This window comes from Belnapia sp. (genome assembly GCF_059504005.1).
Window position 1 is genome coordinate 23,123 of the sequence record NZ_JCACHU010000130.1, and the last position, 15,504, is coordinate 38,626.

Below are 15,504 nucleotides of genomic sequence, written 5' to 3' on the forward strand. Positions count from 1 at the left end.
CAGCCTGCCCAAGCCCTGCGCAGCCCCCGGCGCCGACGCCCCGCCCGCCCGCGCTCCGGCGCTTGCACGCCGCTTGCATTCCCCGCCGGCACCAAGCCGGGGATGGGACCACGCATGAAGAGATCGGGACTGATCGGCACCCTCGCCATCGCTGCCCTGCTCGCCGCCTCGCCGGGCGATGCGCAGCAGCCGAAGGTGCTGCGCATCGCCATGACCGCCGCCGACGTGCCGACCACGACCGGCGCGCCGAACAACGGCTTCGAGGGCGTCCGCTTCCTCGGCTACCCCGCCTTCGAGGGGCTGGTGCTCTGGGACCTCTCCCGCGCCGACCGGCCGGCGACGCTCCGCCCCGGCCTCGCCGAGCGCTACGAGCAGGACCCGGCCGACCCGAAGACCTGGGTGTTCCATCTCCGCCGCGGGGTGAGGTTCCACGACGGCACCCCCTTCACCGCGGACAGCGTGATCTGGACGCTCGACCGTTTCTGGAAGCAGGACAGCCCGCATTTCGACCCGGCCGGCAGCGGCATCACCCGCGCCCGCATCCCGATCCTCGCCAGCTACCGCAGGCTCGACGACTTCACCGTCTCGATCACCACCACGCGGGTCGCCAGCTACTTCCCCTACATGGCGGTCTATATCCTCATGATCAGCCCGCAGGGCTGGGAGCAGGGCGGCCGCGACTGGGCCAAGGTCGCCGCCCTGCCGCCGGCGGGAACCGGGCCCTTCCGCCTCTCCCGCTTCACCCCGCGCGTCTCGGCGGAACTGACGAAGAACGCCGAGTACTGGGACCAGGCCCGCGTCCCGAAGCTCGACCGGGTGCTGCTGCTGCCGATCCCGGAGGCGAATTCCCGCCTCGCGGCGCTGCGCTCCGGCCAGGTCGACTGGATCGAGGTGCCGCCGCCGGATGCCATCCCAAGCCTGAAGGGGGCCGGCTTTCAGGTCGTCACCAACAGCTACCCGCATGTCTGGCCCTGGTTCTACCAGATGGGCGGCAGCACCACCCCCTTCCGCGACGTCCGCACCCGCCAGGGCCTCAATTACTGCGTCGACCGCGCCGGCCTGGTGGAGCTGCTGAACGGCACGGCGGAGCCGTCTGTCGGCTGGCTGAAGCCCTCCGACCCGCATTTCGGCTCGCCGCAGAACCGCTACGGCTTCGACCCGGCCAAGGGCCGGGCCATGCTCGCCGCGGCCGGCTTCAATGCGCAGAACCCGTTGCGCTTCAAGGTGATGATCTCGGCCAGCGGCTCCGGCCAGATGCTGCCGCTGCCGATGAACGAGTTCCTGCAGCAGAGCCTGAAGGAGGCCTGCGGAGTCGAGGTCTCCTTCGAGGTGACCGAGTGGAACACGCTCCTGACGGCGGTGCGCAGCGCGCCTGAGGCGCCGGTCCTGAACGGCGCGGTCTCGGTGAACCCCTCCTCGCCCTCCTCCGACCCGGCCGTGGCGACCCGCTACTTCCTGCAGGCCTTCGTCCCGCCGAACGGCTTCAACTGGGGCCAGTGGAACGACCCGCAATTCGAGGAGGCCTTCGCCGCCCTCGAGAATGCCCGCGACCCGGCGGCCTACTCCGCCGCCTATGCCCGCGCGCATGAGCGGCTGGTCGACAACCCGCCCTGGCTTTACATCGTCCACGACCTCAACCCGCGGGCGATGTCGCGCCGGGTGCGCGGGTTCACGTCAGCGCAGTCCTGGTTCCAGGACCTGGTGACGGTGGACCTGCAGTAGATCCCCACGACAACGCTGCGCCTTGCCGCGGGGGCCCCGGTCGGTGCCTCCTTCCCAGCACCGTCCATCCCTTCCGCGGCTTTGCCGCGGAAGGGTTCTCCCTGCGGAGCGAGCCTTGTCCACCCCGTCGCGGCGGGCGGATCATGGCGGCGGGAAGGAGCCTTGCCGCCATGATCCTGCTGCCGACCAAGGGGCGCCGCGCATGATCGGCGCTCTCGCCACCCTGCTCTCCTGCCAGCTTGCCGGCGAGGTTCTCGCCCGCGCGCTGCACCTGCCCGTCCCCGGCCCGGTGATCGGCATGGCGCTGCTCTTCGCCGGCCTGCTGCTGCGCGGCCGCGAGGCGCCGCCCGCCCTCGACGCCACGGCCGATGCGCTGCTCGGCAATCTCGGCCTGCTCTTCGTCCCAGCCGGCGTCGGGGTGATGCTCTACCTGCCGCTGCTGGCGCGGGACTGGGCGCCGCTCAGCCTCGGCGTCCTGGTCGGGACGCTGGCGGCCATCGCCTTCACCGGCCGCCTCGCGCAATGGCTGCTGCGCGGCCGATGAACGAGCTCGGTGAGATCTGGGTCTACCTGGCGCGGGAGCCGCTGGCCGCCCTGGCCGCGACGCTGCTCGCCTGGCTCGGCGCGCTCCGGCTGCAGCGCCTCTGCCGGCGGCATCCGCTGGCCAACCCGGTGCTCTTCGCGGTGCTGATCCTGGCCGCGGGGCTGCTGCTGAGCGGCGTCGACTACGGCCGCTACTTCGAGGGGGCGCAGTTCGTCCACTTCCTGCTCGGCCCGGCGACCGTCGCGCTGGCCGTGCCGCTGCACCGGCAATGGGCCGCCGTCCGCCGCTCGGCCCTGCTCGCCGCGCTCTCCGTCGTTACCGGCGGGCTCTTCGCCGCGGCGGTCGGCGTCGGCATCGCGCTCGCCCTCGGCGCCTCGCCGGAAGTTGTCGCCTCGCTCGCCCCGCGCTCCGTCACCACCCCCGTCGCCATGGGCATCGCCGAGCGGATCGGCGGGCTGCCCTCGCTGACCGCGGCCCTCGTCATCGCCAGCGGCATCACCGGCGCGGCGCTTGGGCCCCTGGTGCTCGACCTCGCCCGAGTCGCGGACATGCGCGCGAGGGGACTCGCCATCGGGACTGCATCGCATGGCATCGGCACGGCCCGCGCGCTCTCCGTCAGCGCTGCCGCAGGGGCCTTCAGCGGCCTCGCGATGGGACTGAATGCCCTGGCGACCGCCCTCCTGCTGCCCCTGCTGTGGCATGCGCTCGCCGGTTGAGACCGAAACGAGGCTTTTCCACAGGATTCACAGGAGTCACGACCGGCCAGAACTTGTGGCGGCCCTGCGCGATATCCTACCGTATCTAGTGGGTGGCCACATCTGGTAGGCCGGGGCAGGGGAGGACCACATGGAGTGGACGGCAGAGGCTATCGACCAACTCCGCGCCTACTGGGCGGAGGGTCACTCCACCGCCGAGATCGGCCGGCGCATGGGCATCTCGAAGAATGCAGTCGTCGGCAAGGCCCACCGTCTGAACCTCGATGCCCGGCCCAGCCCGATCCGCCGCGAGACCGAAGGCGGCGAGCGCCCGGCCGCGCAGCCCCGCCGCACCACGCCGCCGGCCCGCGAGGCCGCACCGCTCCGCCGCCTGGAGCAGCCGGCTGCGCCGCCCGCCGCCGTGGTCCGCCACTTCCCGCGCGCCGCGGCGCGGACCTGCTGCTGGCCGCTCGGCGAGCCGGGGACGCCGGAATTCCGCTTCTGCTCGGGCGATGCGCTGACCGGCAAGCCCTACTGCCAGGAACACGCCGCCGTCGCCTATGTGAAGGCCCGCGACCGGCGGGAGGATGCGGCCTAGACCCCCAAGACAACGCTTCGCGTCGCCGCGGGGGCCGATGAGCCACCGAATGCCGGGCGCATCGCATTCCTGCCACGGCGACGCCGCGGCGGGGTCCTTCCCGGTTGCCAGCGGGTGGCGCCGGGGCGATCCTGACGGGATGTCCATCCTTCCCGCCCGATGAGCGGCTGGCTCGCCGGGCTTCTGCTGCAGGTCGCAGCGCTCGCCGTCTTCGTCTGCATGGACACGCTGCTGAAGGTGATGACCGCCTTCTACGCCGTGCCGCAGCTGATGTGGGCCCGCTTCCTCTTCAGCCTGCTCGCCGTTGCCCTCGTCTTCCGCCTCACCATGCGCCGGCTGCCCTGGCGCTCCCGCGCGCCATGGCTGCAGGCCTGGCGCAGCCTCATGCTGACCGGCGCCAACCTGATGTTCTCCTCGGCGCTGCCCTACCTGCCGCTTGCCGACGCGACGGCCATCGGCTTCGCCTCCCCGCTGCTGACCGTGGCGCTGGCCGCCCTCTGGCTGCGCGAGCGCGTCAGCGCTCGGCGCTGGGCCGGCGTCGCCATCGGCCTCGGGGGCGTGATGCTGGCGCTCCGCCCGCCCTTCCTCACCGGCGCCGAGCCGCCGCATTGGGCCGCCATCCTGCCGCTCGGCACGGCCTGCATGTTCGCCGTCTACCAGATCCTGACCCGCAGGCTGGCCGCGATCGACGACCCGCGGACCACCATCCTGCATACCGGCTTCGCCGGCTGCGTGGTGACCAGCCTCGTGCAGCCCCTCTTCTGGACCTGGCCGCCGCTCGGCCACTGGCCGCTGCTGATGCTGCTCGGCCTGTTCGGCGCGCTCGGCCATGGGCTACTGGTGCTGGCCTATGCCCGCGCCCCGGTCAGCCTGCTGGCGCCGCTCTCCTATACCCAGCTGATCTGGGCCAGCCTCTCCGGCATCCTCGTCTTCGGCGACTGGCCGGATGGCTGGACCCTGCTCGGCGGCCTGGTCATCGCCCTCGGCGGCATCCTCGTCGCCCTGCCGGACCGAAGGCCGGCCTGATCAATCAACAGCGGTTTCTTCGGGAACCCTCGGCGCCGGCCCCCGCTTGCGTCCCAGTCCTGCTTGGTCTAGCGCAGGAACCTCGACTGAGGAGAGCCGGGTCATTTCGCACGCCAGGCTGGAACAGCCCCATCACAAGCCGATCGACCGTGACCCGCATCCGCGGACGGCACTGGATGCCGGCGCCGTGCGGGATGCCTATCGCCGCTGGGCCGGCGTCTATGACGAGGTCTTCGGCGGCGTCTCCGGCGCCGGCCGGCGCCGCGCCGTCGCTGCCGCCAACCGCCTGCCCGGCACCAAGGTGCTGGAGGTCGGCGTCGGCACCGGCCTCGCCCTGCCGCTCTACGAGAAGCACAAGCAGGTGGTCGGCATCGACCTGTCGAGCGACATGCTCCGCCGCGCCCATGACCGCGTCGCCAACGAGCGCCTGCGCAACGTCACCGGCCTGCTCGAGATGGATGCCGAGTCCATGGCCTTCGAGGATGGCAGCTTCGACATCGCCGTCGCCATGTTCACCGCGACCGTGGTGCCCGATGCCCGCCGCCTCTTCCGCGAGATGCGCCGCGTCGTGCGGCCGGGCGGCGAGCTGCTCTTCGTCAACCACTTCGCCGCCGAGGGCGGCCTCCGCTGGTGGGCGGAGCGGACGCTGGCGCCGCTCTCCCGCGTGCTCGGCTGGCACCCGGACTTCGCCCTGACCGACCTGCTGGACGACCCGCGCCAGGCGGCCGAGATCGAGGCCTGCCCGCCCTTCGGGCTCTTCACCCTGGTGCGCGTGCCGAACCCCGGCTGACCGCCGCGCAGGCGAGCCGCGGCCTGACCCCGCCGCCGCCGCGCCTGATGACCAGCGCCGGCTGCCGCCCCGCCGCGCAGAGCCCGGCGAGGTTCCGGGCGGGGAGGGGCACGCTGCCGCCATGGGCGAAGGCCGCCCCGAGCCGCGCCATCACCACCCGCTGCTGGTACCCCGCGCCCCGCTCCGGATCGCCGGAATGATACTGCGCGATGGCATCCGCCCAATTCCCCGTCCGCGCCCGCAGCTCCTGCAGGAAGCGCACCGCGTAGCGGACATTGGCCGCCGGGTCGAAGCCCTCCGCCACGCCGGGGAAGGCCTCGGGATGGTGCAGCAGGTTCACCTGCATGCAGCCGATATCGACCGAGCGCTGCCCGCGCGCGAGCAGGCCGGAGACCGCGGCGACCGCGGCCTCCCGCGTCGGCTCGGCATGGCCCTCGCCCGCGGCATTCCAGCTCCAGGGCCAGGGCTCGAACCGGCCGGTGCCCGGCTCGCCCCGCCCGGTCTCGACGAGGGCGATGGCCAGCAGAAGGCCGGGCGGCAGGCCGGAGCCGCGCTCGGCGGCGGCGATGGCGCGGCGGCAGGCCAGCCAGGAGTCCTCCTGCGCCCGGGCCGGGCCGGCGGCGAGGAGGATCAGGCAGAGGGCGATCCAGCGCATCGCTCGAGCCTAGCCCGCCACGAACCCCCAGAGCAGCTTGAGGTTCATCCCCACGATCACCACCGTGCAGGCCCAGCCCAGCACCACCTGCCAGCGCGGCGCCGCCTGCGCGCCCAGCCGCTCCCGGTCCGCGGCGAACATCATCAGCGGGATCACGGCGAAGGGCAGCTGCAGGCAGAGCACCACCTGGGAGAAGACCAGCAGCTCCGCCGTGCCGCTCTCACCATAGAGCCAGGTGACGATCACGGCCGGGACGATGGCGATCAGCCGCGTCACCAGCCGCCGCAACACCGGCGACAGCCTCAGGCCCAGAAAGCCCTCCATCACCACCTGCCCGGCCAGAGTCGCGGTGACAGTGGCGTTCAGCCCGCAGGCCAGCAGCGCCACGGCGAAGAGGGTGGCGGCCATCGCCGTGCCCACCATCGGCGCCAGCAGCTCATAGGCCTCCTGGATTTCGGCGACCTCAGTGCGCCCGCCGGCATGGAAGACCGCCGCCGCGGTGATGAGGATCGCCGAGTTCACCAGCAGCGCGAGCGTCAGCGCCACGGTGCTGTCGATGGTGGCGAAGCGTATGGCCTCCCGCCGGTCCGCCACGCCCTCGCCATAGGCCCGCGACTGCACCACGGCCGTGTGCAGGTAGAGGTTGTGCGGCATCACCGTCGCCCCGAGGATGCCGATAGCAATGTAGAGCTGGGTCTCGTTCGTTAGGATGGAGGCGCTCGGCAGGTAGCCGCCGAGCACCGCCGCCCAGTCCGGCTGGGCGAGCACCATCTGCGCCGCGAAGCAGCCGAAGACGAGGACCATGAGCCCCGCCACCAGCGCCTCCAGCCAACGCACGCCCCGGTGCTGCAGCCAGAGGATCAGCAGCGCGTCGAGCGCGGTCAGCACCACGCCGACCAGCAGCGGCAAGCCGAAGAGCAGGTTGAGGGCGATCGCCGTACCGATCAGCTCGGCGAGGTCGGTGGCACAGATGGCGATCTCCGCCAGCGCCCAAAGCACGAGGTTGACCGGGCGGGGGAAGCGGTCCCGGCAGAGCTGCGCCAGGTCCCGGCCGGTGGCGATGCCGATCCGCGCGCAGAGCGCCTGCAGCAGCATCGCCATCAGCGAGGAGGCGAGCGCCACCGTGAGCAGCGTGTAGCCGAAGGCCGAGCCGCCGGCGAGGGCGGTCGCCCAGTTGCCCGGATCCATGTAGCCGACGGCGATGAGGTAGCCGGGCCCGACGAAGGCGCCGAGCCGCCGCAGCCAGCCCGCGGCATGGGGGATGCGGACGCTGGCATGCATCTCCGCTAGGCTGAGATCGGCCGGCGGCGGCTTCAACATGCGGCCATTCCCGCACGGATGGCTGAACAGGTCTTCAACTGTTCAAAGGTTCCTTGTTTTTCAGTGGGTTATCCGTTACCACCCAGTTGCGCTCGCGATGCTTTCCTGTCAAGGCATGAGAGCAGGGGTGAGGGCAGATGCGCGGACGAATCCGGATCGGCGACGACCAGGTGGTCGAATTGGCGGAAATGTTCCGCCTGATGAGCGACCCGACGCGGCTCAAGATCATCCTCGCCTGCCTCGACGCCCCGGCGGCGGTGGGCGAGATGGCGGAGCGCCTCGGCATCTCCGCCTCCCTCGTCTCGCACCACCTGCGCCTGCTGCGCGCCGCGCGCCTGCTGCAGGCGGACCGGCGCGGCCGCCAGGTCTTCTATGCGGTGATGGACGAGCATGTCCGCTCCATGCTGTCCGACATGGTGGACCATGTCGCCGAGGTCGATGCCGAGGCCGAAGCTGCGCCTTGACCCCGGACCCTCCGCGCGGACTTGCGGATCGCCGGCGGAGCCTCACTTGTGCGTTGCGGTGCAGGGCGACTATGGTCCGGCCGCGTCGCCTCAGCGCCCTCCGGGCGCGGCGATGCGTCGGCTGGCCAGTCCGGCCGGCGGGGACCTTTCTCAGGCGGTGCGCACGGCGCGCGCGGCGGGCGGGACACGGGATGCAGCGGGTGATCGGTCAGGGGTTCGGGTGGGCATCGAGGCTGGCGCTGGCCGCCCTGCTCGCGCTGGGTGGCGCCATGGGCACGGCCCTGGCGCAGGATAATCGCGCCTCCGGCGGGGTGGTCGGCGAAACCCACTCCAATCTCGGCGCCCCCATCCCCTGGGGCACCGGCCTGCAGCCGGCCGGCGGCCCGGTGAAGGAGGCGATCCACGACTTCAACACCCTGGTGCTGTGGATCATCGTCGCCATCACCGTCTTCGTCATGGCGCTGCTGGGCTACTGCATCTGGCGCTTCCGCGCCTCGGCCAACCCGACGCCCTCGCGCACCAGCCACAACACGATCCTCGAGATCGCCTGGACGGTGGTGCCGGTGCTGATCCTGCTGGTGATCGCCATCCCCTCCTTCCGCCTGATCTATTACGAGGACCGGGCGCGGGATGCGGACCTGACGATCAACGTCCAAGGCCGCCAGTGGTACTGGCACTATGCCTATCCGGACAACGGCGACTTCGCCTTCGACAGCCGCCCGATCCCGGACGAGGACCTGAAGCCCGGCCAGCCCCGCAACCTCGCGGTGGACGAGCCCCTGGTCATCCCCGTCGGCGCCAATATCCGCGTGCTGACGACGGGCCAGGACGTGATCCACAGCTTCTTCGTCCCCTCGCTCGGCGTGCAGAAATATACGATCCCCGGCCGGACGCTGGAGACCTGGTTCCGCGCCGATGCCCCCGGCGTCTATTACGGCCAGTGCAACCAGATCTGCGGGACCAACCACTGGTTCATGCCGATCATGGTCCGTGCCGTGCCGCAGGCCGAGTTCCAGGCCTGGGTCGAGGAGGCCAAGAAGAAGTACGCGGCGAATGACGGCGCCCCGGCCGAGGCCGGCACCCGCGTCGCCGAGCTGAGCCGCTAGGCGGCTGACCCTTTCATCCAGAGGCGGATCCATGGCGCACGCCACAGACGCACATCACGACGGCCACCACGACCACGCCCCCGGCTTCGTCGCGCGCTGGCTGTTCAGCACCAACCACAAGGACATCGGCACCCTCTATCTCATCTTCTCGGTCTTCGCCGCGACCATCGGCGTGGCCCTGTCGATGTTGATGCGGATGGAGCTGCAGCAGCCCGGTCTGCAATTCTTCGGCAGCGGCCAGGCCTGGAACACGGTGGTCAGCGCCCATGGCCTGATCATGGTCTTCTTCGTCATCATGCCGGCGCTGATCGGCGGCTTCGGCAACTGGTTCGTCCCGCTGATGATCGGCGCGCCGGACATGGCCTTCCCGCGGATGAACAACATCAGCTTCTGGCTGCTGGTCCCGGCCTTCCTGCTGCTCGGCGCCAGCATGTTCATCGGCGAGGGCGCCGGCGCGGGCTGGACGATCTACACCCCGCTCTCCGACAGCGCCTACCACCCGGGCCCGTCGATGGACCTCGCGCTCTTCGCGCTGCACCTCGCCGGTGCGAGCTCGATCATGGGCGCGGCGAACTTCATCACGACCATCTTCAACATGCGCGCCCCGGGCATGACGCTGCACAAGATGCCGCTCTTCGTCTGGGCCATGCTGATCACCGCCTTCCTGCTGCTGCTGGCGGTGCCGGTGCTGGCGGGCGCCATCACCATGCTGATCACCGACCGCAACTTCGGCACGGCCTTCTTCAAGCCCGAGGGCGGCGGCGACCCGGTGCTGTTCCAGCACCTGTTCTGGTTCTTCGGCCACCCCGAAGTCTACATCATGATCCTGCCGGGCTTCGGCATCGTCAGCCACGTCGTCTCGACCTTCAGCCGCAAGCCCGTCTTCGGCTATCTCGGGATGGCCTATGCGATGACGGCGATCGGCGTGGTCGGCTTCGTGGTCTGGGCGCACCACATGTTCACCAGCGGAATCGACGTGGACACGCGGGCCTACTTCATGGCCGCGACCATGGTCATCGCGGTGCCGACGGGCATCAAGATCTTCTCCTGGATCGCCACCATGTGGGGCGGCTCGCTCGACCTCAGGACGCCGATGCTCTTCGCCATTGGCTTCATCTTCCTTTTCACGGTCGGCGGCGTGACAGGCGTGAAGCTGGCGAATGCCAGCGTCGACGTCATCCTGCACAACACCTACTACGTCGTGGCGCACTTCCACTACGTGCTGTCGCTCGGCGCCGTCTTCTCGATCTTCGCCGGCTTCTACTACTGGATCGGTAAGATGAGCGGGAAGCCCTACCCCGAGTTCTGGGGCAAGGTGCATTTCTGGATGCTCTTCATCGGCGCCAACCTGGTGTTCTTCCCGCAGCACTTCCTGGGCGCCCAGGGCATGCCGCGCCGCTACCCGGACTACCCGGACGCCTTCTGGGGCTGGAACCTGGTCTCCTCGCTCGGCTCCTATGTCGCCGGCGCCTCGATGCTGGTCTTCTTCTATGTCTGCTGGAAGACCCTGACCTCGAAGGAGCACCTGGCCGACAACTACTGGGGCGAGGGGGCGACCACCCTCGAGTGGCAGGTGAGCAGCCCGCCGCCCTTCCACACCTTCGAGGAACTGCCGCAGGTCCGCTGAGGCAGCTCCTAGCGACGGAAAGCGCCATATCCCGGCACCCGGGGTGTGGCGTTTTCCTTTATGAGGCCCTACATCGCCCCCATGAGCGACGTCACCGCAGCAGCCCCCCAGCAGGACCTGTCCGAAGTCCGCGACTGGGTAGCCCTTCTCAAGCCGCGCGTCATCTCGCTGGTGGTGCTCACCGGCGTCTGCGGGCTGCTCGTCGCCCCGGGCCACCTCCACCCGACGCTCGCCATAGCCGCGGTGCTCTGCATCGCGCTCGGCGCCGGCGCCTCGGGCGCCATCAACATGTGGTACGACCGCGACATCGATGCGGTGATGCGCCGCACCCAGAACCGGCCCATCCCCGCCGGGCGGATCGAGCCGGGGGCGGCGCTCTGCTACGGCGTCGGCCTCGCCGTCGCCTCCGTCCTCATCATGGGGCTCGCCACCAACTGGGCCGCGGCGGGCGTGCTGGCGCTCTCCATCGCCTTCTACGTCTTCGTCTACACCGCCTGGCTGAAGCGGCGGACCTCGCAGAACATCGTCATCGGCGGCGCGGCCGGCGCCTTCCCGCCGGTGATCGGCTGGGCGGCGGTCACCGGCGACGTGACGCTGGCGCCGATGATTCTCTTCGCCATCATCTTCTTCTGGACGCCGCCGCATTTCTGGGCGCTCAGCCTCTTCGCCCATGCCGATTACGAGAAGGTCGGCGTGCCGATGCTCCCCGTCACCCATGGCGCGCGGGAAACGCGGAAGCAGGTCCTGGTCTACACCATCCTCCTCCTGCCGCTGACGCTGCTGCCGACGCTGCTCGGCTTCGCCGGCTGGCTTTACGCGGCGGCGGCCGTGTTGCTCGGCGCCGAGTTCCTGCGCCATGCCATCGCCGTCTGGCGCGACAGGCAGGACGAGACCGGGCGCAGCCTCACCGGCGACAAGCCGGCCAAGAAGGCCTTCCGCTACTCGCTTCTCTACCTGGCTCTGCTCTTCGTCGCGCTGGCCGCCGACAAGGCGCTGCTCGGATGATGACGCCCGAGCAGCGCTTCGATCTCGACCGCCGGCGCCGGCAGAAGAACTGGGCCGTGCTCGGGGTGCTTGTCCTGCTCGTGGTGCTGTTCTTCGCCATCAGCACCGCCCGCGTATTGAGGGGCTGATCCCATGACGCCTGCCGAGACCCTTCGCCGCCGCAACCGCCGCCTCGGCCTCGTGGTCGGCGGCGGCGTCGCCTGCATGGTCGGCCTCGCCTTCGCCTCGGTGCCGCTCTACACCATGTTCTGCCAGGTGACCGGCTACAACGGCACGGTGCAGACCGGCGGGCCGGCCGCGCCGGGCGCCACGGCCGATGCCGGGGCGGTGACCGTCCGCTTCAATGCCAATACCCATCCCGGCCTGCCCTGGCGCTTCGCCCCGGAGGCGGCGAGCGTCTCGCTCCGCCTCGGCGAGGAGGGGATGGGCTTCTACCGTGCCGAGAACCTCGCCGACCGTCCGGTCACTGGGGTCGCCACCTACAATGTGACGCCCGAGGTGGTGGGCAAGTATTTCCACAAAACCGCCTGCTTCTGCTTCAACGAGCAGACGCTCGAGCCCGGGCAGAGGGTCGACATGCCGCTCAGCTTCTGGGTCGATCCCGCCATCGCCAGCGACCCGAACACGCGGGGCATCCGCACCGTCACCATCAACTACACCTTTTTCCGCACCCTCGACGACGCCGCCCGCTCCGGCGCGTTGGCCAATGCCGGGACGCATGTCGGACCGGCCCGGACCACCACCGAGTAGCCGCCTCGGGGCTTGAAAACGGCCGGCTTTTGAGGATTGATGCGCCCCGACCGGCGGGGCCCTCCCGCACGATACCAGGACGCGCAATGGCCAGCCCCACCGACATGACGGCGACCGCGGAACCCGCGCCGCTCCACAAGCACCCCTACCACCTGGTCGATCCCTCGCCCTGGCCGCTGGTCGGCGCCTTCGCCGGCGGCGCCTTCGTGCTCGGCATCATCCTGCTGGCGCATTACGGCATCCACTGGATGCTCTATCTCGGCGTCGCCGGCCTGCTCGCCACCATGTTCTTCTGGTGGCGCGACGTCATCCGCGAGTCCCGCACGCCGGGCATGCACACCCCGATCGTGCGCATCGGCCTGCGCTACGGGATGATGCTGTTCATCGCCTCGGAGGTGATGTTCTTCGTCGCCTTCTTCTGGGCCTATTTCCACTACGCGCTCTACCCGCAACATGTCTCGGGCGCGGTGGAGGCGATCTGGCCGCCCAAGGGCATCCTCACCTTCGACCCCTTCGGCCTGCCCTTCCTGAACACGATGATCCTGCTGCTCTCGGGCTGCACGGTCACCTGGGCGCATCACGGCCTGCTGCACAACGACCGCAAGTCGCTGATCACCGGCCTAGCGCTGACCGTGGTGCTCGGCCTCTCCTTCACCATGTTCCAGGTGATCGAGTATGCCGAGGCGCCCTTCAAGTTCACCGGCGGCGTCTATCCCTCGACCTTCTTCCTGGCGACCGGCTTCCACGGCTTCCATGTGATGGTCGGCACCACCTTCCTGATCGTCTGCCTGGTCCGCGCGCTCCGCGGCCACTTCACCCCGAACCGGCATTTCGGCTTCGAGGCAGCGGCCTGGTACTGGCATTTCGTGGACGTGGTCTGGCTCTTCCTCTTCGTCTGTATCTACTTCCTCGGCGCGGGCGAGATCGCCCAGCACTGAGGCCGGAGGGTCTCGGGCCGGGGCCGCCGTCCGCAAGCGCGGCGGCGGCCCTTTCCTTTTGGCAGCACCCCGATCCGCCCCCATATCGGTGAGCGATGCGCCGCTTCCTCCTCCCCATCCTCGCCAGCCTGCCGGTCCTGGCCGCGCTGGTCGCACTCGGCACCTGGCAGGTCCATCGCCTGCACTGGAAGCTCGACATCCTCGCCCGCATCGCGGCCGCCGAGGCCGGGCCGCCGGTGCCGCTCGCAGGTGTCCCACCGCCCTATACCAAGGTCGTGGCCACCGGCCGCTTCGACCATGAGCGGGAGGTGCTGGTCGGCATCGAGCTGCGCGGCACCACCCTCGGCGGTCATCTGGTCACGCCGCTGCTCCGCGCGGATGCCCCGCCGCTGCTGGTCAACCGCGGCTGGGTGCCGATGGAGCGCAGCCAGGGCATCGCCCGGCCCGAGGGGGAGGTCGCCGTCACCGGCTATGTCCGCGCGGCCGATACCCGCGACTGGAACTCGCCGCGCGACGACCTGCCGGCCCGCCGCTTCTACGTCTTCGACCCGGGCGTGATCGGCGCCGCGCTCGGCCTGCCGCCGCCCGCCCCCTTCGGCCTGGTCGCCCTCGCCGCACCGGGGGCCGGCGTGGCGACCCTCCCGGCCGCCGCGCGCAGCCTGCCGCGGCCGGACAATCCGCATCTCGGCTATGCCATCACCTGGTATGGCCTTGCCGCCGCCCTGGTCGGGGTCCTGGCCGCCTTCCTCCTCCGCAACCGCCGGGAGCATGCCGCATGAGCCGCCCCGCCTATGCCCGCCTCGCCACCCGCTTCGCCCGCATCGCGGCACTCGGCGAGGCCAGCGCCATGCTGCACTGGGATGCGAGCGCGATGATGCCCCCCGGCGGCGGCGCCGCCCGCGGCGAGCAGCTGGCGACCCTCGCCGGGCTCCGCCACGAACTGCTGACCGCCCCGGAGGTCGCCGAGGAGCTGGCTGCCGCCTCGGCCGAGGGCGAGTGGGAGGAGGCCAACCTCGCCCTCATGCGCCGCGCCCATCGCCGCGCGACGGCCCTCCCGACGGCGCTGGTGGAGGCGGCCGAGCGCGCCAACGCCGCCTGCGAGAAGGTCTGGCGCGGCGCCAAGGCCCGCTCCGACTTCGCCCTGGTCCGCCCGCATCTGGAGGAGGTCGTCCGCCTCCAGCGCGAGACGGCGGCCGCACTTTCCTCGGTTCTCGGCCTTTCGCCCTACGACGCGCTGATGGACGGCTACCAGCCCGGCATCGCCTCCGCCGATGTCGAGCCCGTCTTCGCCGCCTATGAGGGCTTCCTCGCCGAGGCGCTGCCCCGGGCCGAGGCCCTCCAGGCCGCCCGCGGTACCCCGCAGCCGCTGCCCGGCCCCTTCCCGGTGGAGATCCAGCGCCGCCTCTGCCGCGGCCTCTCCGCCCGTCTCGGCCTCGACTACGACCATGCCCGGCTCGACGAGAGCCTGCACCCCTTCTGCGGCGGCACGCCGACCGACATCCGCATCACCACCTTCTACAGCGAGGCGGAGGTCGGCAAGGCGCTGATGGGCGTGATCCACGAGACCGGCCATGCGCTCTACGAGGCAGGCCTGCCCGCCGCCTGGGCCCGCCAGCCGGTCGGCGAGGCCGCCGGCATGGCCGCCCATGAATCGCAGAGCCTGCTGATGGAGATGCAGGCCTGCCGGTCGGATGCCTTCCTCGCCTTCCTCGGCGGCGAGCTGCATGCGGCCTTCGGCGGCGACCCGGCGCCCTATGCGACCGCCAACCTCGCCCGCCTCTGGCGCCGCGTCTCCCGCGGCTTCATCCGCGTCGATGCGGATGAGCTGACCTATCCTGCCCATGTCATCCTCCGCTTCCGCCTCGAGCGGGCGATGATCGCGGGCGAGCTGGCCGTCGCCGACCTCCCCGGCGCCTGGGCCGAGGGCTTCACCCACCTGCTCGGCCTCGCCCCGCCCGACGACGCCCAGGGCTGCCTGCAGGACATCCACTGGCATGACGGCGCCTTCGGCTACTTCCCGAGCTACACCCTCGGCGCCATGGCTGCCGCCCAGCTGATGGGTGCCGCCCGCCGCGCCCTGCCCGACCTCGACCAGTCGCTGGCCGAGGGCGAGATGGCGCCGCTGCTCGGCTGGCTGCGCGCCCATGTCCACGGCCATGGCTCCCGCCTCGGCTTCCAGGACCTGCTGCGGGCGGCGACCGGCAAGCCGCTCGACCCGGCCGACTTCATGGCCCATCTGCGCGGCCGCTACCTGCAATAGCGGC

At 70.8% G+C, this 15,504-nt stretch carries 17 protein-coding genes; 15 read left to right on the top strand and 2 right to left on the bottom strand.

The window, feature by feature from the left end; genetic code table 11:
• Nucleotides 1-114 precede the first annotated feature (114 nt).
• From AC5JJ1_RS16660 to AC5JJ1_RS16685, 6 genes are all read left to right on the top strand, one after another.
• Nucleotides 115-1,722 (top strand): ABC transporter substrate-binding protein, encoded by a 1,608-nt coding sequence (locus AC5JJ1_RS16660; protein ID WP_495786224.1) that lies wholly within the window; start codon nt 115-117, stop codon nt 1,720-1,722.
• A gap of 202 nt (nt 1,723-1,924) precedes the next feature.
• Entirely contained in the window at nt 1,925-2,266 is a 342-nt protein-coding gene (locus AC5JJ1_RS16665) for a CidA/LrgA family protein (protein WP_495786225.1), read from the top strand.
• On the top strand, nt 2,263-2,982 hold the full coding sequence (locus AC5JJ1_RS16670; protein WP_495786226.1) for an LrgB family protein: 720 nt from the start codon (nt 2,263-2,265) through the stop codon (nt 2,980-2,982). The genes AC5JJ1_RS16665 and AC5JJ1_RS16670 overlap by 4 nt, the downstream gene beginning before the upstream one ends.
• A 130-nt stretch (nt 2,983-3,112) precedes the next feature.
• On the top strand, nt 3,113-3,559 hold the full coding sequence (locus AC5JJ1_RS16675; protein ID WP_495786227.1) for a GcrA family cell cycle regulator: 447 nt from the start codon (nt 3,113-3,115) through the stop codon (nt 3,557-3,559).
• A gap of 159 nt (nt 3,560-3,718) precedes the next feature.
• Nucleotides 3,719-4,585 carry a DMT family transporter gene (locus tag AC5JJ1_RS16680; protein ID WP_495786228.1) on the top strand — a complete coding sequence of 289 codons (867 nt, stop codon included), beginning with the start codon at nt 3,719-3,721 and terminating at the stop codon, nt 4,583-4,585.
• A 103-nt stretch (nt 4,586-4,688) separates the two neighbouring features.
• Nucleotides 4,689-5,375, top strand: coding sequence for a class I SAM-dependent methyltransferase (locus AC5JJ1_RS16685; protein WP_495786313.1), 687 nt, complete (start codon nt 4,689-4,691; stop codon nt 5,373-5,375).
• Here AC5JJ1_RS16685 and AC5JJ1_RS16690 read toward each other — a convergent pair.
• Nucleotides 5,344-6,030, bottom strand: coding sequence for a lytic transglycosylase domain-containing protein (locus AC5JJ1_RS16690; protein WP_495786229.1), 687 nt, complete (start codon nt 6,028-6,030; stop codon nt 5,344-5,346). The genes AC5JJ1_RS16685 and AC5JJ1_RS16690 overlap by 32 nt on opposite strands.
• A 9-nt stretch (nt 6,031-6,039) precedes the next feature.
• Nucleotides 6,040-7,350: an Nramp family divalent metal transporter gene (locus tag AC5JJ1_RS16695; protein ID WP_495786230.1), complete on the bottom strand. Its 1,311-nt coding sequence runs from the start codon at nt 7,348-7,350 to the stop codon at nt 6,040-6,042.
• 137 nt (nt 7,351-7,487) lie between these two features.
• On the opposite strand from AC5JJ1_RS16695, the gene AC5JJ1_RS16700 reads away from it, so the two are divergent.
• The 9 genes from AC5JJ1_RS16700 (at nt 7,488) to AC5JJ1_RS16740 (ending at nt 15,500) form a co-directional block, all read left to right on the top strand.
• Nucleotides 7,488-7,814, top strand: coding sequence for an ArsR/SmtB family transcription factor (locus tag AC5JJ1_RS16700; protein WP_495786231.1), 327 nt, complete (start codon nt 7,488-7,490; stop codon nt 7,812-7,814).
• 191 nt (nt 7,815-8,005) lie between these two features.
• Nucleotides 8,006-8,920 (top strand): cytochrome c oxidase subunit II, encoded by a 915-nt coding sequence (gene coxB, locus AC5JJ1_RS16705; RefSeq protein WP_495786232.1) that lies wholly within the window; start codon nt 8,006-8,008, stop codon nt 8,918-8,920.
• A gap of 31 nt (nt 8,921-8,951) precedes the next feature.
• The gene (ctaD, locus tag AC5JJ1_RS16710; protein WP_495786233.1) at nt 8,952-10,547 is read left to right on the top strand and encodes a cytochrome c oxidase subunit I; all 1,596 of its coding nucleotides are present in this window, start codon (nt 8,952-8,954) and stop codon (nt 10,545-10,547) included.
• 81 nt (nt 10,548-10,628) lie between these two features.
• Nucleotides 10,629-11,552, top strand: a complete 924-nt coding sequence (locus tag AC5JJ1_RS16715) for a heme o synthase (RefSeq protein WP_495786234.1) — start codon at nt 10,629-10,631, stop codon at nt 11,550-11,552.
• A complete protein-coding gene (locus tag AC5JJ1_RS16720; protein WP_495786235.1) occupies nt 11,549-11,680 on the top strand; it encodes a cytochrome c oxidase system small membrane protein in 132 nt (43 codons plus the stop codon). The genes AC5JJ1_RS16715 and AC5JJ1_RS16720 overlap by 4 nt, the downstream gene beginning before the upstream one ends.
• Nucleotides 11,681-11,684: 4 nt before the next feature.
• Complete coding sequence (locus AC5JJ1_RS16725) at nt 11,685-12,302, top strand: cytochrome c oxidase assembly protein (RefSeq protein WP_495786236.1); 618 nt, start codon at nt 11,685-11,687, stop codon at nt 12,300-12,302.
• A gap of 86 nt (nt 12,303-12,388) precedes the next feature.
• Entirely contained in the window at nt 12,389-13,240 is an 852-nt protein-coding gene (locus AC5JJ1_RS16730) for a cytochrome c oxidase subunit 3 (RefSeq protein WP_495786237.1), read from the top strand.
• A gap of 95 nt (nt 13,241-13,335) precedes the next feature.
• Nucleotides 13,336-14,019, top strand: coding sequence for an SURF1 family protein (locus tag AC5JJ1_RS16735; RefSeq protein ID WP_495786238.1), 684 nt, complete (start codon nt 13,336-13,338; stop codon nt 14,017-14,019).
• Complete coding sequence (locus tag AC5JJ1_RS16740; RefSeq protein ID WP_495786239.1) at nt 14,016-15,500, top strand: carboxypeptidase M32; 1,485 nt, start codon at nt 14,016-14,018, stop codon at nt 15,498-15,500. Before AC5JJ1_RS16735 ends, AC5JJ1_RS16740 begins: the two co-directional genes overlap by 4 nt.
• The last annotated feature ends 4 nt before the right edge of the window (nt 15,501-15,504 follow it).